Here is a 19,398-nt window from a genome sequence, read left to right as displayed (position 1 = left end):
GGAGCCAGCGCCATGACCCACTCGCCGTTTTACCAGAATATCCGCGCCCAGTATGAAGAGTTTCTAACCGGGGCGGCCGCGGCCCTGTGCCCCTCTGACGTACTCCGTATCGACCTGCACTGCCATGACGCCAACAGCGACGTGCCGGACGAACTCTGGGGCCGCCTGTTGCGGCTTCCAGAAACCTGGCTGACCACCGACGAGTTGGTTGAAGCGCTGGACCGTGCCGGCACCGACGTGGTGACCATCACCAACCACAACAACGCCCGCTCCTGCTGGAGTCTAAAGCAGGCTGATAAGCCGGTACTGACCGGCACAGAATTCACCTGCCACTTTCCCGGCGAGCCACTGAGCATCCACGTACTGATCTACGGCTTCAGCCCCGAGCAGGAGCAGGAGCTGCACGACCTGCGCCATGATATCTACGCGTTCTGCGCCTACGCCCGGCGCCACGACCTGCCCACCGTGCTGCCGCATCCGCTGTTTTTCTACTCCCACGGCGACGCGGTTGATCCCGGCATCCTGGAGCGTTTCGCCCTGCTGTTTGAGCGCTTCGAAGTGCTCAACGGCCAGCGCGGCTACTGGCAGAACCTGCTGACCCTGCGCTGGGTCGAGAGTCTGACGCCGGAGAAGATCGATGCCTGGGCGGTCAAGCACGGCATCGATCCAAAAGATTTCTGCCGTAACCCCTACCGCAAGCATCTGACCGGCGGTTCCGACGACCATAACGGGCTGTTCGCGGGCCGCTGCGGCACCCTGCTTGAAATTCCCAACCTGCAGCAACGCCTGGCGGCGGGAGAAACCCGCGAGGAGCTGGCCCTGGAGGCGCTGCGTGCAGGTCGCACTGCACCTTACGGTTTCGTTGGTGAAGAGGAAAAAATGACCACGGCGTTTCTCGACTACTTCGCCCAGGTCGTGATCCACATGAAAGACCCGGGCCTGCTGCGGATGCTGCTGCACAAGGGCTCGCTACAGGACCGCATGATCTGCCTGGCGCTGAGCAACCTGTTGCAGGAGCTCAAGCGCCACAAATACACCCTGACCTTCCTGGATACCTTCCACCAGGCACTTAAAGGCAAAAAACCGAAGCTGCTGCTCAACCTCGGTGTCAGCAAAGAGTTCAAGCCGATTCTGAATATCATCAAACGCATTGCTAAAACCCAGCGTACCGAGCCGGAGCGTTTCCCTGAAGAACTGCGCCAGTCTATCCCGGAGCTTCACCGCCTGATCAGCCACACCTTCTTTACCCGGGTGCATGACGAACTGGCCCGTATCGATCGCGACGCCCTGGCCGATATGCCGCTCGAAGAGATGGTCAGGATGATGGAGGTGCCGACCCACTTCCGCGCACTGTTCTCCGGTGAAAAGAGCAACGGCAAGGATATGTCCCAGATCGACCTGGGCAAGATGCTCGACAAGCTGACCTTCCCGGCACTGTCCGCGTCGGTCGTCGCCGGTGCCGCGTTTGCCAGCACCCAGGTACTCTACTCAAACCGCGGCTTCCTCGACCGTCTCGCCGCCGATATAGGCGCCACCGAGCACCCTAAGCGGGTGCTCTGGCTCACCGACACCTTTGCCGATCGTAACGGCGTTTCTTCAGCGCTGCGCGATACCCTGACCCAACTGCAGAAGTCGGATCTGCCGATCGACCTGCTGGTGTGCCACCCCACGCTCAAACCCCAGCCTCACCTGCAGGTGATCCGCCCGCTGACCCAGTTCCAGTTCAACCAGCTGGGCGAGCAGACGATCCACGTACCGGATCTGCTGGAGGTGCAGAAACTGTTCGAGTACGGCGGCTATGACCGCATCATCTGCTCCACCGAACTGTGCATGGGACCGGTGGCGCTGTACCTGAAACACGCCTACTCGGTACCCGCCTGGTTCTACATGCACACCGACTGGCTGGAGTTCATCAACCGCAAGGTGCGCATGGACCAGTCGATCCAGGATCGTATCCGCCGCCTGATTCGCGCCTTTTACCAGCAGTTCGATGGTATTTTCGTACTCAACGAGGAGCATCGCGACTGGCTCACCGGCCCGGATATGGAGCTGCAGGAAGAGCGCGTCAAACTGACCGCCCACTGGGCCGGCGTCGGCTCGGAGATCGCCAGTCTGCAACCACGACCGGTTAACGATGCGCCGATCCTGCTCTATGTCGGACGTCTCAGTGAAGAGAAAGGCGTACTGGACCTGCCCAAAATCTGGCAACAGGTAAAAGCCGAACACCCGGAGGCGCAGCTATGGGTCGCCGGCAGCGGCCCGGCCGAGGAGAAACTGCGCAGGGCCGCACCGGATGCCACCTATTTCGGCTGGCTGGAACAGAGCCAGGTTCCGCAGCTTTACCAGCAGGCGGACCTGCTGTTGCTGCCCTCGCGCTTCGATACCTTCGGTTGTGTGATTCTGGAAGCGATGAGCTCTGGCCTGCCGACCCTGGCGTACAACTGCAAGGGCCCGCGCTCGATCATTCAGCACCGTCTGAGTGGCTTGCTGGCCGAGGACTGCGAAGAGATGGGCGAACTTGCGGTTGAGTACCTCGCCAGCGCGGAAAAACAGGGCCGCATGCGGGTGGGCGCCCTGTCCCGCTGCCTGGATTACTCACCGCAGAAGATACTCGGCCAGTTACTTCAGGACCTGGGGCTGGAGCCAGAGCAGAAAGCCCCGTCTCGAGCGCAGGTCCACAAACCCCGCCTGCGACTGGAAGAAACACAGAAGTAGTCGACCCAAATCTCGAACCCAGGGCGGACAGGGTCGGCACTGACCCGGCCGCCTTGGCCTATCTGCACCGCCCCGACACAACGCTGTTCAACCGATAAACCTCCTGATCCTGAAGAATCTGCCTGAAGGGTTGATAGTGGGTAAGATCAGGATTGAACAAACGGTTGCGGGCTGGCCGAAGATTGAAGATGATCAACGAAGTGCAACCCTGGCGTTGCCACACGGAGAACAGCCCTGGAGCGGGATAATGAAGAAAGAGATGATTAATCTGTCCTGGTGGGTTGCACGCTCAACCCACTCCCTTGCCGCTATCGTATTTATGCTCGGGATAATCGCATCAGCAGTGATGGCACTCCTGTATGGATTCTCAAAGCTGGACTCGGAATACATTACCGATGAAATGGCCACTAGCCTGTTTGCCTGGTTGAAAGTTTCAGGCGCATGCGCGGTTGTGGCTCTGGCGGCTTATCTTGTTTTATTGCCGTTCATTCCGTTGCTAAGAGTTTTATCTCGCAGGGATATAATCGATTTGGAAAGAAATTTCCCAAGCTGTGCCTATGCCAAAGTGCTGGGTTTTTACACCGAGGTTGGCACCATCAATCAGATCACCGTCAATCGGATGCGAAGAGAGAGCGAAGAAAACGACCTGGAGATTCTTCGCCAGCGTTATCTCGGCAACAGGGAGTAGTTAATCAACGCCAGGCTCCGGCACTGCGTTGTTATCTTTAAACAAGGCGTCCCGCTTTATTTGAACCTGCATCGATGATGCGGGAGATTATTCAAAAGCGACGGAGACCGACCCCATTTCTCTGAAAAAAGCCCATTGGCCAGGAGCGCAATGGGCTTTTCACTTATCCTATTAACGCCAATCAGGTCGCCCAGATACGCGGCGGTTCCGCGTCGCGTCCCGCGACTGACGGCCTGACGGCACACCAGACGGCGGTCATCAGCTTGAGCATCGGCTCGGCGCCCCGCCCCAGCAGTCGCACCACGATCGCCTGATCCACCCGAGTAGCACCGACCTCCAGCGGCAGGTCCGCCTGGGTGTCGATCGCCGCGCGGGTCAATGCCAGCAGATTGTCAAAATCAGCCTTCTCATCGCCCGGCACAATCAGCATCGTGGCCTGCATCGGGTAGCCGCGCATACCGGCGCTGGCTTGAACCAGGGCAATGCCCTCGGTTCGCAGCTGATCGATGATCACCAGATCGCCATCCACACTGAGGCGGGTGGTGGCATCGACCCGACCCTCGGTAAAGGCCTCATCGATCACCGGCCGACCCAGGCACTGGATATCCCAGCCGATAAACCGGGCTCCGGGCTCCAGCTCGATACGGGTTTCGACCCTGGCCTGGGCATCCGGAAAAAAGATGTTTTCCTGCGGCATCCACTCCAGCAGCCCGTCTTTCTCCACACTCAGACGCTGGACCTGAGTCGCCAGGCGCCCGCCCGAGCGGTAGAACTTGGTAGCGCCGGGCGTGGTGATCAGTGCACTGGCATTCGCTTCCACATGAACAGCAATATCCAGGCTGTCACTACCGACAACTCCACCCGGAGGATGCAGAAGATAGGTGTGACACACCGCATCGCCTTCCGGGTAAAACGGACGCTGCACCGCCAATGGCCCTTTGCGCTCCCGTTCAACGATACGTGTTTTCTCTCCCCGACAGGCGAAGCGTAGCTTCAGCAGCGCCTCCCAGCCATGAGCGGTTGCCGCCATGTTCATCCAGTTATCCTTAGTTTTTCAGACAGGCTTTTGACGAAAGTGATTACAACCCGGCGCGCAAAGCAGCCAGGATTCCCCGTTCCACGCCGTGACAAAGCCGAAACTTTACACCATTTGTCTCAACCAAGACCAATCCTCAACTAATCGCTCAGGCCGATGCGCAACGGCTGGCCGATCAGGCCTCAAAACCCGAACCGGTCTTTCAATGAGTAATACCAGGCACCCAGGGCACTCAGTGGTGCCTGGAATCGGTGTCCGCCCGGGAAGGGATAGTGTTTGAGGGACGCAAAGGCATCAAAGCGTTTCGGCTCGCCAAGTATTTTTTCGCACAACAGGCGCCCGGCCAGGTGGGTGTAGGTAACGCCGTGACCACTGCAGCCCTGGGAGTATAGAACATTGCCGTCCAACTCGCCGACCTGGGGCAGGCGCGAGAGGGTCATCAGGAAGTTGCCGGTCCAGCAGTAATCGATTTTGACACCTTTCAGCTGGGGAAAGGTTTTCAGCAATTTGGGCCGGATCAGCCGCTCGATATCGCTGGGATCCCGGGCACCGTATACCACACCACCGCCGTACAGCAGTCGCTTGTCAGCTGACAGGCGATAGTAGTCCAGCAGGTAGTTACAATCCTCGACACAGTAATCGTTCGCAATCAGCGCTGCGGCCTGTTCGTCGCTGAGCGGCTCAGTGGCGACGACCTGGGTTCCGCAGGGCATCGATTTCGCGCGCAGCTCCGGCACCAGCTCGCCAAGGTAAGCGTTACCGGCCAGCACCAGAGTTTTGGCACGCACCCGGCCACGCTCGGTTTCAACCACGGGGTTGGCGCCCGGGATCAGTGTGCGCACCTGCGATTGCTCAAAAATGCGGCCACCGAGCCTGCGCACCACCGCCGCCTCACCGAGGGCAAGGTTCAGCGGGTGAATATGACCACCGCCCTGGTCCAGTAACCCGCCGACATAACGTTCGCTGGCCACTTCGCGCCGGATTGCCCCGGCGTCGAGCAGTTCCAGCCTGTCATAGCCGTAGCGTTCCCAGAGTGCCTTCTGGTGCTCCAGCTCGGCCATCTGCCTGGGATTTAGAGCCGCGAATATGCCGCCCTCCTTGAGGTCACAGTCGATACCGTAGCGGGCCACCAGCTCACGAATAATGCGGCCACCTTCGAACGCCATCGGCCCCAGCTGATCGGCAACTGCCTGGCCAGCCGTGCGTTCAATGACGTCGATATCCCGGCTGTAGCTGTTGACGATCTGCCCGCCGTTACGCCCGGACGCACCCCAACCAACCCTGGCCTGCTCCAGTACCACCACATCCAGGCCACGCTCCAGCAGGTGGATGGCCGTGGACAGGCCGGTATAGCCGGCACCGACAATGCACACATCGCAGCTGATCTCGCCGTCCAGGGAGACCGGCTCCGCCGTCTGCACCGCCGAGGCGGCATAGTACGAGGTCGGGTATTCAAATGCGGGTGACCGAGTCAATTCACTACTCCCATGCCTCTCGGGTTACACACTCGAGTTAAAAGACTTACACGCTTAACAACAGAAATTCGCGCTCCCAGGAACTGATCACGCGCTTGAAGTTTTCATGCTCTGCCCGCTTCACGGCGGCATAACCATCGATAAAGGCATCACCGAGGTATTTCCGTGCCGCCTCTGAATCCTCCAGATACTCCACCGCACTTTCGATGGTGACCGGCAGCTGGAAGCTCTCCAGATCATACGCCCGCCCGGTGCAGGGCTCGGAAGGCTCGATCTTTTCGACCATGCCGATGTAACCGCAGAGCAGGCTGGCGGCGATCGCCAGGTAGCTGTTGGCATCGGCACCGGCGAGGCGGTTTTCCAGGCGCTGGTTTTGCGCATCGGATTCCGGGATCCGCAGTCCGCAGGTACGGTTGGCGTGGCCCCAGGCCATGTTGACCGGTGCCGAGGTATCGGGAAGGAAACGGCGGAACGAGTTGACGTTGGGGGCCAGCAGCAACAGCAGCTCCGGAATATAGCGCTGCATCCCGCCGATATGGTGGCGGAACAGCTGGCTCATGCTGCCATCCTCTTCACTGAAGATGTTGCGCCCGGTGTTAACGTCGATAATGCTCTGGTGCAGGTGCATCGCGCTGCCGGGTTCATTACTGATCGGCTTGGCCATGAATGTGGCCAGTACACCATGCTTCATGGCTGCCTCACGCATGGTGCGCTTGAACACCTGTACATGGTCGGCCAGGGTCAGCGGGTCACCGTGGAGAAAATTGATCTCCATCTGCGCCGTACCCTCTTCATGGATCAGCGTATCGATCTCCAGCCCCTGATATTCGCACCAGTCGTACATATCCTCGAACAGGGGGTCGAACTCATTGGCGGCTTCGATGGAGAAAGACTGGCGCCCGGACTCCTGCCGGCCTGAACGTCCGATCGGCGGCTGCAGCGGTACATCGGGGTCATCGCTACGTTTGGTCAGGTAGAACTCCATCTCCGGTGCGACTACCGGCTTCCAGCCCTTGGCTTCATAGAGCGCCAGCACTTTCTTCAGTACATTGCGCGGCGAGAGCTCGGTAGGTTTGCCGTCACGGCTATAGGTATCGTGAATCACCTGCGCGGTGGGTTCATCGTTCCAGGGCAGCAGAAACACCGCATCCGGATCCGGCTGGCAGACCATGTCGATATCGGCCGGGTCGAGCAGCGAATAATAGATCTCGTCATCGACCCAGTCACCGGTGACCGTCTGCAGCAGCACACTCTCGGGCAGGTGCATGCCCCGCTCGTAGAGAAACTTGTCTACCGGCGCGATCTTGCCCCTGACTATGCCGGTCAGATCGCTGACAACACACTCCACTTCGGTGACCTGGTTCTCCTTGAGCCAGGTAGCGAGCCGCTGCATGTATAACCCCCAGTTGTTTGATACCGTTACGGATTTTCGGATGACGTTACAACCAAAGTCGGTGCTGCGCAATCACAGCGCATAACGCAGACAGCAAGTCCATACCCACCCAGGCATATTGACTTTAACCATGGCTTGGCATTCACTCGTGGGGTCGGAACCAACGGGTTCTGAGCTTTAAATGGTGGAACATGAACGATCATACATCCGGGTGGTTGGAGCTACCCGATCCGGCTGAGGCCGAAACCTTTCTTAAGCAACACCCCGATCTGCAATTTGTCGATCTGCTGATAGCCGATATGAACGGTATCGTCCGTGGCAAACGTATCGACCGATCCGCCCTGAAGAAAGTCTTTGAAAAAGGCGTGGCACTACCCGCGTCTCTTTATGGACTGGATATTCTTGGCGAAACGGTCGAAAGCACCGGGCTTGGACTCGAAATAGGCGAGGCCGACCATATCTGCTACCCGATTCCCGGCTCGCTGACCATGGAATCCTGGCAGAAGCGCCCCATCGCGCAGCTGCTGATGACCATGTACGAAGACGAGGAAACGCCCTTTTACGCTGACCCGCGCACGGTGCTCAAACGTGTGCTGCGCCGCTTCGAAGAGCTCGGCCTGACCCCAGTCACCGCGTTCGAGCTGGAGTTTTACCTGATCGATCAGGAAAACATCAACGGCAAGCCGCAGCCGCCGAAATCCCCGATCTCCGGCAAACGTCCGGAAAGCGTGCAGGTGTACTCGATTGATGAGCTGGACGAGTACGCGGACTTCCTGTCCGACGTAATCGAATCCGCGCGTCAGCAGGGCCTGCCGGCGGATACCATCGTCGCCGAGTCGGCACCGGGCCAGTTTGAGATCAACCTCAAGCATGTGGACTGCCCGATCCGCTCCTGCGATAACGCCACGCTGCTGCGTCGCGTGATCAAAAGCGTGGCCTACGACCATGAGATGGATACCACCTTCATGGCCAAGCCCTACGCCGAGCAGGCCGGAAACGGCATGCATCTGCATATCAGCCTGGTGGACGAGAACGGCAACAACGTTTTTGCCCTCGATGAAGAAACGGAAACACCCAACGACACCATGCGCTGGGCGCTGGGCGGGCTGCTCGAGATGATGGACGACTACATGGCGATCCTGAGTCCGAACATCAACTCCTACCGCCGTTTCAGCCAGGGTTTCTATGTACCGACCTGGCCCTGCTGGGGGATCGAGAACCGTACCACGGCTCTGCGTATTCCGGCCGGCGAGCCGGAAGCGACCCGCATCGAGCACCGCCTGGCCGGTACCGACGCCAACCCCTATCTGCTGATGGCGGCCATGCTGGCCTCTATTCACTACGGTATCACCCACAAGATCGAGCCGCCGGCACCGATCGAGGGCAACGCCTACGAGCAGCAGGAAGTGGTATTGCCCAACAACCTGCGCGATGCCCTGCGCGAGCTGGAAAGCTCCGGCATGATGCGTGACTATCTTGGCGACGATTTCCTTAACATCTTCATCGCCTGCAAGGAACATGAGGTAGAACAGTTCGAGCAGACCATCTCGGATCTGGAATACGCCTGGTACCTGCACACGGTGTAACCAAAAAAGGGCGGCTACTTTCGCAGTGGCCGCCCCTTCTTGCCGAATATTCATTAAGCCCGCATCGGGCCTAGCCTTGTCCCAGCAGTGCCAGCGTTTTGCTGTCGCTCTCACCGCTGAAATACTGCGCCAAAATCCGGTGAAACACCGATCCTTCCTCCGAAATCTGTGCAAACAGAGTGACGCAGGAACGCAGTTTCATATCATCCGGCATACCGAGAATATCCCGTGCGCTTCGCCCCCTGAGCGCCAGCAGCGCCTCACAGCATTCGAGCAGATGAGGACCAAGCAGAGGATGCGCAAGGTAAGCGCGAGCTTCGTCCAGTGAGCTGATTTCGTAGCGCTGCGCCGTGCTGCTGCGCCCCAAACCCGCGTACTGGGGGAATATATACCAGATCCAGTGGGAGCGTTTACGCCCATCCCTGAGCTCATACAGCGCGCTCCGGTAATCCCGCGCCTGGGCTTCAACAAAGCGATCCAGGTTATAACGATCCTTTTCCGGCATCCGTTGCTATCCTCAAATTTGGCGTTGCTGACACCTCGGTGAAACCTTTTACCCCTAAACGTTATTATCTTTTAGCAGAATAACCCAGGCGACGCCCTATCGTTTAACAAAGGGCCCGCGATTACTCAGCGTTGATGGATTATTTAAGGAGGACCTGATGGCTTTATCGTTTCAGGAGGAAAATGAACTGATCAACCTGGTCCGGGAAGTTGCACGCAAGGAGATCTGTCCCCGCTTCAGGCGACTTTCCGCCGATACAATCCGCTCCAAGGCGACCTTTGACGACCTGGTTACCGAGGCGGATATCGCCTGTGAAAACGCCATCACTGCAGCGGTACGCGAGCTGCTGCCCGGCGCCGCCATTATCGGTGAAGAAGCTGTCGCCGCAGACCCGACAGTGATCGATTCCATCGCCGGCGCAGAACAGGCAGTAATCATTGACCCGGTGGACGGCACCTGGAACTTCGCCAACGGTCTGGCCACTCACGGCGTCCTGCTGGCGGTCACCGAAGGGGAAAACACAATATTCGGCCTGCTCTACGACCCGGTCATGGACGACTGGGTTATTGCCCGTCGCGGCGGCGGCAGCTGGTACTGCAGCCCGGACAGTGAACCACTGCGATTGCAGGTAAGCCGAGAGAAAGCGCTGGAGGATATGACCGGCTTCGCCTCGGCGTTCAACTTTCCGATTGTCCGCCGCAGCGCCGCCAGTGAAGCGCTGCTGGGGTTCTCCCGCGCCTACAGCCTGCGCTGCGCCTGCCATGAATACAGGGTGCTGACTCACGGCCAGGTGGATTTCATGATCAACGCCAGCGCCAAGCCCTGGGACCACGCCGCCGGCGCTCTGGCGGTGCAGGAAGCCGGCGGCGCCGTAGGCATGCTCGACGGCCGTGACTACTCCCCGCTGATCAAGGATGGCTGCATTCTCGCCGCTAACTCGCAACACGCGCTTGAAGCGATCCGCAGCCATTTGCGACGCCATCTGTAATCAGCATACCCATAACACTCAACACTGCGTAAAATGGCGCGATGAGTATTTTATTTAAAGAGATCGACTCTCAACCCTCGCCAATCGGCACCATATCCCTGCGCCGCCGCCGGATTCCCGTCATGGGTGACCAGGACATCTATGAAGTGAAACTCGGCGACGAGTTCCTGATGTCCAGTTACTTTGTTGATGGCGAAGTGGCCCTGTCCAACCTGGGGCTGGCCCCGCTTGCGGGTGACAACCTGTCGGTTGTAGTCGGCGGTCTGGGCCTCGGCTATACCGCCGAAGCGGTGCTTAAACATGCCAATGTAGGCGAGCTGATGGTGGTGGAATACCTGCCGCCGGTGATCGGCTGGCATCAGCAGCACAAGGTGCCGCTGGGCCAGGTACTGACCGATGACTCCCGCTGCCGCCTGGTGCAGGGCGACTTCTTCGCCCTCAGCGCCACTCAGGAAGGCTTCGACCCAGAGGCCCCGGGCCGCAAGCTCGATGCTATTCTGCTGGATATCGACCACTCCCCCCGCGCCCTTCTCAACGACGCCAGCAAACCCTTTTACAGCGACGCGGGCATAGCGCAACTGGCCACCCACCTGAAACCGGGCGGCGTGTTCGGTTTCTGGTCCACCGACGTACCGGACCAGCCCTTTACCGACCTGCTGCAGAGCGTGTTCAGCGAGGTCCAGGTTCACGAAGTGGCGTTCCACAATCCGTTCCAGAGCGAAGCCGCTACCAATACCGTGTACGTGGCGATTCTCTAGGCTGTTCCGCCTGGCTTACCAAGCCAGGCGTCTCAATGTTAACGATAAGGCGGCAGCCGACGGCCCGCTAAGCTAACGTTGCGGAAAACACTACCGCGCCCACTGCCTTGGAGCCTTTGCAGATATCTGAAAATATTTGCTGCAGATGCTTGCCTTGAGCGCTGCAGGCCATTGACAGTGACATTGGATATAAAGTGGCGGCCCATCCGATAGGCATAACAGGCCAGCCCCTATTAAACGCCTTGGGTAAAACGGGCATCTATATCTGCCCTACACCTCGTAAAGCGGACTATCGACTCAACCAGGTTGATGCGAATTTTCGGCACAGAGCCGCCATCAAACCTCCTACTGGTAAGAGACTGCAGCAAATACCGGACATTGCGGTGATCGGCCCAGGCCGTCACTTTCACCCCGAACCAGTCGCTCGTGACTGATACCTATGCTTATAGTGAAGACGTGATGGCCTGGATAAATAATGGGCATTTATTTTTTGGTTTTAAGTGGCTAAGAACCTAACAGCAGGATCATTTTATCCGACTTCAGTGTTTTACTGCCGAGGCTTTTGTAACCTGGTTTGGTGTTCCGAAAAGTATCAGCGCTAACGAGGTCACTGAGGTTAAACCGAAGCCCAACAGCAAAGGAATAATCGTGCCATCAAAGCTCATCCCTACCGCTCCACCGACCAACACCCCGATCAACATCGTCGAAGCGCCTATAACGCCTGAAGCTATCCCAGCCATATGTCCAAATGGTTCCATAGCTAGCGCGTTGATGTTGCCGAAAAGTAATCCCAAACAGAAGGTACTCACCGTCATCATCATAATAAAGCCAGCCAAGGACACCGCTATTACACCGGAAGCAACCAACGCGGCTTCAGCCAGCGAAAGCGTGCCCAAAATCATAAGCACTCGGGTAACTAATGTACGAATTTCAAACCGGTAAACCAGACGACTGTTTAAAAACGAAGAGAAGCCAACACCCAGAGCGATGAGCGCAAAATAAACGGGGAACATTGCACCGGCGTCGTAGATCCCTTGCATTATTCCCTGTACTGAGGTCAAAAAGGCGATTATTGAAGAGTGAGACAACCCCGCAACCAGGATATAAGCCAATGCTACGCGATGTGATATAACCTCCTTCATCCCCAGCATCACCGGTTTTAACGAAAGGGGCCGCTGATTTTCAGGTTTCAGCGTTTCCACCTGACGCATCGCAAACCAGACCAACAGCGCCAGGCAGATGACACCTAACAATCCAAAAATGGCGCGCCATCCAGCGAATAGAAGCACCGCCTGGCCAACTAACGGTGCAACAACCGGGCTGAAAATAAATATTGTCATTACCAAAGACAGCACCCGCGCCATCTCAGCACCGGAATACTGGTCACGAATAATCGTTACCACCATGACACGCGGCCCCGCCGCCCCTACCCCCTGGAGTACGCGTCCGAATAACATCAACTCGAAGCTCTGAGCGAAGGTGCTGATTGCGGTACCTGCCAGCATCAATGCCAAGCCTAGATAAACTGCAGGCTTGCGCCCAATGGCATCGGCAATCGGCCCATAAAACAGCTGTCCAACCCCCAGCCCAACCATTATCGAGGTAAGGACCATCTGGTAGCGGTTGTTATCCAACGCATCCAGCTCCAAACCAATCTGATGCAATGCAGGCAACATCGAATCAACAAACAGTGCCGTCAAGCACATCATCGTCGCCATCAGTAGTAGGAATTCGACGCGAATACTCGATTTGCTCATATAGAGTCTCTGGTAATAACCTTGAAAACAATTGCTTTTGGTGCGCATTGTTAACAACGATAACAAATATTTTACGAGAATCTATGCTAATTCCAGGCCTTATTGGAACAAATCAGATTACTAATATCTTGAAATAATGGAGTCGCGAACTGAATCGTCCCGAGCCTGCCAAAGGCTTTCAGTACTCATTATCAGTCATGAGTGGCCGCTTCGCGCCGATCATTGAAAACTGGTGAGTGTCCACCCCGAGAGCCGCCAGAGCGTTATTAACTCGAAGCTGATTACGGGCGAGATTCCATCGCAGTGAAGTGTCTGGACGACTGTGACCGGTTCAGAGCTGTAGGAGAAAGAGGATTGGTGAGTACTGATCACAAAGCCGTGCAAGAGTCGCCCGGATTGTTATTTTTATTGCCAGCCGCCTATATCTAGGAGCGCCAGGCTCTGTGATCAGCTAAGCCTCATTGTTATTTTTGTTCGAGGCGATTTGTCTATTCCTGCCCGGCTGTTTTTATTTTTGTTGCCGCCGGGCGATCTAAGACCGTCGTTGTTGTTGTGCGCCTATACTAGGCAGATCGCGTGCCAATTTCTTAAATCTTTGTTTTTATTATATTTATTACCTTAATCCTTCTGACTGTTACGTTTGCGAGCTGAAGGTTGTTTCCATTCGCTACGGTTTAAGCAGTTCGGCATGGGTAGGAAGGTAACACACTGTTTTGGTAACACCGGGTTGCGGTGCTGCCTCTGTTTTTATCCTTCCGTACTTCGGGTCGTCAGTAGGCCTCTGTCATTTTAACGCTTGAGATTTTTTAGTGGAGCCATGCGCCAGTGATTGCTCCGTGCCTATAGCTCGCCAGGGCGATTACATCATAGGGCACAGCCAAAATCCGCTTCGTGCCAACAGCGGTCGATGCGCTAGCCCTGTCTATTCTGGCAGCCTTGGGCCGAACGTGACGCCCTCCTCCCGAACTCCCGCAATGCCTCCTATGTGATACTGATTCTCCTCGACAGAAGATTTCATAGTTACACCGCGCTGCGAGCACGCACTGGTGGCCAAGAACGTTCTTAACCTTGATCACTCCCCACAGACCGCAAAAATCAAAAGCTTGTGTTAGGCTCAAACAGATTATGAGTCGGCCGGCGCGCTGGTGCCCGGAGCTTTACCGCAGAAGAAAACGACAGGGAGATGACCTGATGACCCGCTACCTGATCCCCCTGCTGGGGTTGTGCCTTACCGCCTCGGTCCAGGCTGAGTCGATCGTTGTTTCCTCCAAGATCGACACCGAGGGCAGCCTGCTCGGCAATCTGATCTATCAGCGCCTCGATAATGCAGGTCTGGAGGTGGAGAACCGAGTTCAGCTTGGCGGTACCCCCATCGTTCGCAAGGCGATCACCTCCGGCGAGATCGATATCTACCCCGAATACACCGGCAACGCCGCATTCTTCTTCAATCAGGCGGACGACCCGGTATGGAAATCGTTCGAGGCCGGCTATGAGAAGGCGAAACAGCTGGATTACGACGCCAACAACATTGTCTGGCTCACCCCCGCGGATGCCAACAACACCTGGGCGATCGCGGTACGCCAGGAGGTTGCCGATGCAGGCAAGCTCGCCAGCATGAGCGACTTCGGCCGTTTCGTCAGTGAAGGCGGCACGATCAAGCTGGCAGCGTCAGCAGAGTTTGTATCCAGCCCGGCGGTGCTGCCCGCGTTTCAGCAGACCTATGGATTCAGCCTGAACGACTCTCAACTGCTGGTGCTCTCCGGCGGCAATACCGCGGCTACCATCAAGGCCGCCGCGCTGCAGACCGATGGCACCAATGCCGCCATGGTGTACGGTACCGATGGCGCCATCTCCGCCGTCGGCCTGGTGGTAATGGCCGATGACAAGGGCGTGCAACCGGTTTACGCACCGACGCCGATCATCCGCGAGGAGGTGCTGAACGCTCACCCTGAGATTGCGGAGCTGCTGGCACCGGTGTTCGAATCCTTCGACCTGGAAACCCTGCAGGCGCTAAACGCTCGCATCGCCATCGGCGGCGAGAACGCCAGCGATGTGGCTGCCAGCTATCTTGAGGAACTCGGACTAGCAAACTAGTGCTTTTTCCTGATCACCGCGTCGACCGACTTGGGCTGACCCTCGCGCTGGCCAGCCTGATTGCGCTGACCCTGCTGCCGCTGGTCAACCTGCAGCCCAACCGGATTATGCCGGGCCAGGGCATCGCGCTCAGTGAGCTTTGGCAGCAGCGCGGGTTCCTCCTGTTTCTTCCCGCCCTGCTGCTGGCCCTGCTCAGCGCTGTTTTTTCCCGCCGCTTCTGGCCCCGGCTGATTCTCAACGCGCTGGCGTTGCTGCTATTGATCAGCGCCGTGGGTTCCAGCACCGGAGCCCTGCTGGAAAACCAGGGACCTTTTGCCCGGGTGTCCCTGGGCAGCGGTTTCTGGGCACTGCTACTGCTGCTCGGTCTGCTGATGACCGATGCGCTGGTTAAACTGCGGATGACACCCCTGCCCCGTCTCGCGCTGGTAGCGACCTACCTGGCACTGCTGTTTTCCCTGCTCGCCAGCGGGCTCTGGGACCAGATTTCGCTGATGCTGGAATACCGTAATCAGGAGCGTTTCTGGCAACAGGGAGGCCGGCATCTGCTGCTGGTCGCGGGGAGCATTCTGCCTGCCCTGCTGATCGGCGTGCCCCTCGGCATCCGCTGCCACCGCTCAGAACGTCTGCGCGCGGCTGTGCTGCCGGTATTGAGCCTGCTGCAGACGATCCCGAGCCTGGCTATGTTCGGCCTGCTGATGATCCCGTTAAGCCTGCTGGCCGCTGCCTTTCCGCTGCTGTCAGAGTTCGGTATCCGGGGCATAGGCGCCGCGCCTGCGCTTATCGCACTGTTTCTGTATTCGCTCCTACCGATCGTCAGTAATACCGCCGCCGGCTTCGACGGACTGGATCCGGCGATTCTGCAGGCGGCCAGGGGGATGGGCATGAGCCGCAGGCAACGGCTCTGGCAGGTCGAGCTGCCACTGGCACTGCCGGTGATGCTCTCTGGCCTGCGCATCGTGCTGACCATGAATATCGGCCTGGTGGCCGTGGCCGGTTTGATCGGTGGTGGTGGCTATGGCACCTATATCTTTCAGGGGCTGGGCCAGACCGCCACCGACCTGGTTCTGCTCGGCACCTTGCCCACCATTCTGCTGGCGTTTGTGGCGGCGATGGTGATCGATACCCTGATCGCGCTGACACAGAGGGAGAACTGATGATCGAGCTTAAGCACCTCAGCCGCGTGTTTGGCGAGCAGAAAGCGGTGGACGACCTGAATCTAACGGTCAATACCGGTGAGATCTGCGCCCTGATCGGCACCTCCGGCTGCGGCAAATCCACCACGCTGAAAATGATCAACCGGCTGATCGAACCGAGCAGCGGCACGGTGCTGATCGATGGCGAGGATATCCGTGAACAGCGCCCCGAGCAGTTAAGACGACGGATAGGTTACGCGATTCAGGGCGTGGGGCTTTTTCCTCATCGTACCGTCTATGAAAATATTGCCACGGTCCCGCGCCTGCTCGGCTGGAGTGAGCAAAAGATCGACGACCGGGTACGCGAGCTGCTGGAACTGCTGAAGATGGAGTTTGATACCTTTGCCCATCGCAAGCCAAACCGTCTATCCGGTGGCGAACAGCAGCGCATCGGCGTCGCCCGCGCCCTGGCCGCCAAACCCGACCTGATGTTGATGGACGAACCGTTCGGTGCCCTGGACCCGCTGACCCGCGAACGCCTGCAACTGGAACTCAAACAGATACAGCGGCTGCTGGGCATTACGCTGATCATCGTCACTCACGATATCGAGGAAGCGATCCGGCTGGCGGACAGGATCGCGGTGATGGATGGCGGCAAGCTGCTGCAACAGGCCACGCCGGAGGAACTGCTGCGCAACCCCCGAGAAGGCTTTGTCAGTAACCTGGTGGGCGGTGAAGAACGCGCCCTGAGGTTGCTGTCCCTGCGCACTATCGCGGACCTGATGGAAAAGCCGGAAAATTTTGACCTGGGTGACCAAACACCCAGTATCGAAGCCAGCGCCACCCTGCGCGATGCCCTGGCGCGGCAGATCTGGCAACAGAGCCCGGTGCTGCGCGTTACCTCCGAGAACGGTGATACCTGCGGCGCCATCAGCATGGAGCGGCTGCTCAGTATCGGCCAAAGGCCGCAAGAGCCGGGCACGGAGGCCTGAATGAGCGGCAAAAACATCTGGCGGCACTGGCGCGGCGCCCTGATCCCCCTGCTGCTTCTCGTCTGGCTAACCCTGGGCAGTGACAGCCTCAATCCGCTGCTGGAGCCGCTTGCGCCTGCCAACGCACCGGCCATCTATGCCCGCGACAGCTTTATCGATCTGGTAGGCTGGCATCTGCTTCTGGTCGTGATCGCCATCGCCGCCGCCTCGGTTATCGCCATACTGGCGGCGGTCCTTGTCAGCCGCCCCAGTGGCAGCGACTTTCTCCCCCTTGCCCGCGCCCTGGCCAACCTGGGCCAGACACTGCCGCCGGTGGCCGTCCTCGCCCTGGCCGTGCCGGCCGTCGGCTTCGGCTCCTGGCCCACACTGATCGCCCTGTTCCTTTACGGCCTGCTGCCGGTGTTTGAAAACACCCTGGCCGGTTTGAGCGAAGTTCCGGAGACCGTCAAAGAGGCCGCGCGCGGCCTCGGTCTGAGTGGTGTGCAACGCTTCTGGCAGGTGGAACTGCCATTGGCCCTGCCGCTGATCATCACCGGTATGCGCCTGTCGGTCATTATCAGCATCGGCACAGCGACCATCGGCTCAACCGTCGCCGCCAAAGGACTCGGTGAAGTGATCATCGCCGGCATCCTCACCGATAACCTCGCCTTCGTGCTACACGGCGGCCTGATCGTCGCGTTGATGGCGATGCTGCTGGATGCATTGTTCGTGAAGCTGGAGAGGCGGTTTACGGCGCTGGATTAGGCGGTCTGAGCAGGAAGGGAAAAGGCCAAGAAAAACGCACGACAGGCACCTTTAGCCGACACTGATGAAAGGCCCTTAAAGCACCGACACCCTGTTTTGGCAGAGGCTGACTTTAGGTGAATGCAGAAAAAAGCGGCTGCCAGGTTGGTCAATCTGGCAGCCGCTTTAGGTTCAATCCAAGGCCCCTGGTCGGGGTGTAAAGAGCTTAGCGATAAAGCAGGTCCGGCAGGAACATGGAAATCTGAACCACGAACACGATCAGCGCCAGACGTACTATATCGGCACACCAGAAGGGCGTAACCCCTTTAAAGATCGTACCGGTCTTCACGTCGCGCAGTACCGCACTGAGTACGAAGACGTTCATGCCCACCGGCGGAGTGATCAAACTGATCTCCGTCACCACTACGACAACGATACCGAACCAGACCAGGTCGAAGCCCATGCTGGCCACCAGCGGATAGAACACCGGCACCGTCAGCAGCATCATCGACAGGCTCTCGAACACCATCCCCAGCACGATGTAGATCGCCAGGATCACCAGAATCACCACGATGGGCGCCACATCCAGACTGGTCACTATCCCCAGCAGCGCATCGGGCAGACCGGCACGGTTGATGAAGTCGGAGAAAATCAGTGCACCGATCACGACACCAAACAGCATCGCCGAAGTACGGGCGGTATCGCTCAGCGTTTCGAACAGGATCGCCAGCGACAGACGGCGTCGCGCCAGGGCGATCAGAAACGCACCGCCCGCGCCGATACCGGCCGCTTCTGTCGGTGTAAAGACACCCAGGTAGATGCCGCCCATGACGATCACGAACAGCAGCAATACACCCCAGATACCTTTCAGCGCCTCCAGACGCTCCGGCCAGGACATCCGCTCTCCTGCCGGTCCCTGTGACGGATCACGCCACACCACATACTTCACTGCAGCGAGGTAAAGCAGGATACCGAGCATGCCGGGAATAAAACCGGCGGCAAAGAGTTCACGGATACTGGATTCTGTCAGCAGGCCGTAGATCACCAGTATGACACTGGGCGGAATCAGGATGCCCAGGGTACCACCGGCCGCGATCGAGGCGGTCGCCAGCGCATCCGAGTAGCCATATTTACGCATCGGCGGCATCGCCACCCTCGCCATGGTGGCCGAGGTTGCCAGGCTTGAACCGCAGATCGCGGAGAAACCGCCACAGGCCACCACCGTGGCCATGGACAGACCACCCTTACGGTGCCCCAGAAAGGCGTTGGAAACATGGTAAAGCTCCTGCGACAGGCCGGAGCGGGTGACCAGGTTCCCCATCAGGATAAATAGAGGGATCACCGACAGGCTGTACTCCTGCACCGTATCGATCACCCGGTAGGAGGCCATGGACAGCACACCGTTCCAGCGGAAATCGAACAGGTTGTTGAATTCCAGCCCCATCAGCGCGGCGAAACCGAAAAAGCCAACCAGCCCCATGGCAAAGGCGATCGGCATTCTGACGACCAGGATCAGCAGTAGCAGGACAGCAAATCCGAGCAGTACAACAGACAT

General features: G+C 58.3%; 15 protein-coding genes. 9 read left to right on the top strand and 6 right to left on the bottom strand.

From position 1 onward, the window contains the following. Positions 1-12: 12 nt before the first annotated feature. Both ACQUQP_RS10925 and ACQUQP_RS10920 read left to right on the top strand, forming a co-directional pair. The gene (locus tag ACQUQP_RS10925; RefSeq protein WP_432695062.1) at positions 13-2,715 is read left to right on the top strand and encodes a glycosyltransferase; all 2,703 of its coding nucleotides are present in this window, start codon (positions 13-15) and stop codon (positions 2,713-2,715) included. 136 nt (positions 2,716-2,851) lie between these two features. Continuing rightward, a complete protein-coding gene (locus ACQUQP_RS10920; protein ID WP_432695061.1) occupies positions 2,852-3,403 on the top strand; it encodes a hypothetical protein in 552 nt (183 codons plus the stop codon). Positions 3,404-3,584: 181 nt separating this feature from the next. On the opposite strand, the gene ACQUQP_RS10915 is transcribed toward ACQUQP_RS10920, so the two are convergent. From ACQUQP_RS10915 to ACQUQP_RS10905, 3 genes are all read right to left on the bottom strand, one after another. Then, a complete protein-coding gene (locus ACQUQP_RS10915; protein WP_432695060.1) occupies positions 3,585-4,439 on the bottom strand; it encodes an urease accessory protein UreD in 855 nt (284 codons plus the stop codon). A 182-nt stretch (positions 4,440-4,621) separates the two neighbouring features. Beyond that, positions 4,622-5,914: an NAD(P)/FAD-dependent oxidoreductase gene (locus ACQUQP_RS10910; RefSeq protein ID WP_432695059.1), complete on the bottom strand. Its 1,293-nt coding sequence runs from the start codon at positions 5,912-5,914 to the stop codon at positions 4,622-4,624. 46 nt (positions 5,915-5,960) lie between these two features. After that, positions 5,961-7,307 carry a glutamine synthetase family protein gene (locus ACQUQP_RS10905; protein ID WP_432695058.1) on the bottom strand — a complete coding sequence of 449 codons (1,347 nt, stop codon included), beginning with the start codon at positions 7,305-7,307 and terminating at the stop codon, positions 5,961-5,963. A gap of 191 nt (positions 7,308-7,498) precedes the next feature. Here ACQUQP_RS10905 and ACQUQP_RS10900 point away from each other — a divergent pair, with 191 nt between their 5' ends. Next, the gene (locus tag ACQUQP_RS10900; RefSeq protein WP_432695057.1) at positions 7,499-8,893 is read left to right on the top strand and encodes a glutamine synthetase family protein; all 1,395 of its coding nucleotides are present in this window, start codon (positions 7,499-7,501) and stop codon (positions 8,891-8,893) included. A gap of 70 nt (positions 8,894-8,963) precedes the next feature. On the opposite strand, the gene ACQUQP_RS10895 is transcribed toward ACQUQP_RS10900, so the two are convergent. Then, on the bottom strand, positions 8,964-9,398 hold the full coding sequence (locus ACQUQP_RS10895; RefSeq protein ID WP_432695056.1) for a DUF1810 domain-containing protein: 435 nt from the start codon (positions 9,396-9,398) through the stop codon (positions 8,964-8,966). Between the two features lie 157 nt (positions 9,399-9,555). Between ACQUQP_RS10895 and ACQUQP_RS10890 the strand changes: the two genes are divergently transcribed. Together ACQUQP_RS10890 and ACQUQP_RS10885 are read left to right on the top strand one after the other, a co-directional pair. Then, the gene (locus ACQUQP_RS10890) at positions 9,556-10,386 is read left to right on the top strand and encodes an inositol monophosphatase family protein (protein WP_432695055.1); all 831 of its coding nucleotides are present in this window, start codon (positions 9,556-9,558) and stop codon (positions 10,384-10,386) included. Positions 10,387-10,427: 41 nt separating this feature from the next. Continuing rightward, positions 10,428-11,144 carry a spermidine synthase gene (locus ACQUQP_RS10885; RefSeq protein WP_432695054.1) on the top strand — a complete coding sequence of 239 codons (717 nt, stop codon included), beginning with the start codon at positions 10,428-10,430 and terminating at the stop codon, positions 11,142-11,144. A 539-nt stretch (positions 11,145-11,683) separates the two neighbouring features. On the opposite strand, the gene ACQUQP_RS10880 is transcribed toward ACQUQP_RS10885, so the two are convergent. After that, on the bottom strand, positions 11,684-12,901 hold the full coding sequence (locus ACQUQP_RS10880) for a multidrug effflux MFS transporter (protein ID WP_432695053.1): 1,218 nt from the start codon (positions 12,899-12,901) through the stop codon (positions 11,684-11,686). A gap of 1,191 nt (positions 12,902-14,092) precedes the next feature. Here ACQUQP_RS10880 and osmF point away from each other — a divergent pair. From osmF to ACQUQP_RS10860, 4 genes are read left to right on the top strand one after another with little or no spacing between them, the layout of a single operon-like run. Beyond that, a complete protein-coding gene (osmF, locus tag ACQUQP_RS10875) occupies positions 14,093-14,995 on the top strand; it encodes a glycine betaine ABC transporter substrate-binding protein OsmF (protein ID WP_432695052.1) in 903 nt (300 codons plus the stop codon). Continuing rightward, the gene (locus ACQUQP_RS10870; protein ID WP_432695051.1) at positions 14,995-16,149 is read left to right on the top strand and encodes an ABC transporter permease; all 1,155 of its coding nucleotides are present in this window, start codon (positions 14,995-14,997) and stop codon (positions 16,147-16,149) included. The genes osmF and ACQUQP_RS10870 overlap by 1 nt, the downstream gene beginning before the upstream one ends. Further along, positions 16,149-17,120, top strand: coding sequence for an ABC transporter ATP-binding protein (locus ACQUQP_RS10865; protein WP_432695050.1), 972 nt, complete (start codon positions 16,149-16,151; stop codon positions 17,118-17,120). The genes ACQUQP_RS10870 and ACQUQP_RS10865 overlap by 1 nt, the downstream gene beginning before the upstream one ends. Beyond that, on the top strand, positions 17,121-17,864 hold the full coding sequence (locus ACQUQP_RS10860; RefSeq protein ID WP_432695049.1) for an ABC transporter permease: 744 nt from the start codon (positions 17,121-17,123) through the stop codon (positions 17,862-17,864). A 205-nt stretch (positions 17,865-18,069) separates the two neighbouring features. On the opposite strand, the gene ACQUQP_RS10855 is transcribed toward ACQUQP_RS10860, so the two are convergent. Beyond that, positions 18,070-19,398, bottom strand: a complete 1,329-nt coding sequence (locus tag ACQUQP_RS10855; RefSeq protein ID WP_432695048.1) for a TRAP transporter large permease — start codon at positions 19,396-19,398, stop codon at positions 18,070-18,072.

Source organism: Marinobacterium sp. YM272 (assembly GCF_050908845.1).
Taxonomy (GTDB): Bacteria; Pseudomonadota; Gammaproteobacteria; order Pseudomonadales; family Balneatricaceae; genus Marinobacterium_D.
The sequence above is the reverse complement of the archived record's forward strand: the minus strand, read 5'-3'. Positions and strand labels throughout refer to the sequence as shown.

What these genes read in the sequence shown, in the direction of transcription:
- osmF (WP_432695052.1), top strand. Translation starts at nt 14,093, where the DNA reads ATGACCCGCTACCTGATCCCCCTGCTGGGGTTGTGCCTTACCGCCTCG.
- ACQUQP_RS10915 (WP_432695060.1), bottom strand. Translation starts at nt 4,439, where the DNA reads ATGAACATGGCGGCAACCGCTCATGGCTGGGAGGCGCTGCTGAAGCTA.
- ACQUQP_RS10865 (WP_432695050.1), top strand. Translation starts at nt 16,149, where the DNA reads ATGATCGAGCTTAAGCACCTCAGCCGCGTGTTTGGCGAGCAGAAAGCG.
- ACQUQP_RS10880 (WP_432695053.1), bottom strand. Translation starts at nt 12,901, where the DNA reads ATGAGCAAATCGAGTATTCGCGTCGAATTCCTACTACTGATGGCGACG.
- ACQUQP_RS10860 (WP_432695049.1), top strand. Translation starts at nt 17,121, where the DNA reads ATGAGCGGCAAAAACATCTGGCGGCACTGGCGCGGCGCCCTGATCCCC.
- ACQUQP_RS10890 (WP_432695055.1), top strand. Translation starts at nt 9,556, where the DNA reads ATGGCTTTATCGTTTCAGGAGGAAAATGAACTGATCAACCTGGTCCGG.
- ACQUQP_RS10855 (WP_432695048.1), bottom strand. Translation starts at nt 19,398, where the DNA reads ATGTCTGTTGTACTGCTCGGATTTGCTGTCCTGCTACTGCTGATCCTG.
- ACQUQP_RS10895 (WP_432695056.1), bottom strand. Translation starts at nt 9,398, where the DNA reads ATGCCGGAAAAGGATCGTTATAACCTGGATCGCTTTGTTGAAGCCCAG.
- ACQUQP_RS10900 (WP_432695057.1), top strand. Translation starts at nt 7,499, where the DNA reads ATGAACGATCATACATCCGGGTGGTTGGAGCTACCCGATCCGGCTGAG.
- ACQUQP_RS10925 (WP_432695062.1), top strand. Translation starts at nt 13, where the DNA reads ATGACCCACTCGCCGTTTTACCAGAATATCCGCGCCCAGTATGAAGAG.
- ACQUQP_RS10885 (WP_432695054.1), top strand. Translation starts at nt 10,428, where the DNA reads ATGAGTATTTTATTTAAAGAGATCGACTCTCAACCCTCGCCAATCGGC.
- ACQUQP_RS10905 (WP_432695058.1), bottom strand. Translation starts at nt 7,307, where the DNA reads ATGCAGCGGCTCGCTACCTGGCTCAAGGAGAACCAGGTCACCGAAGTG.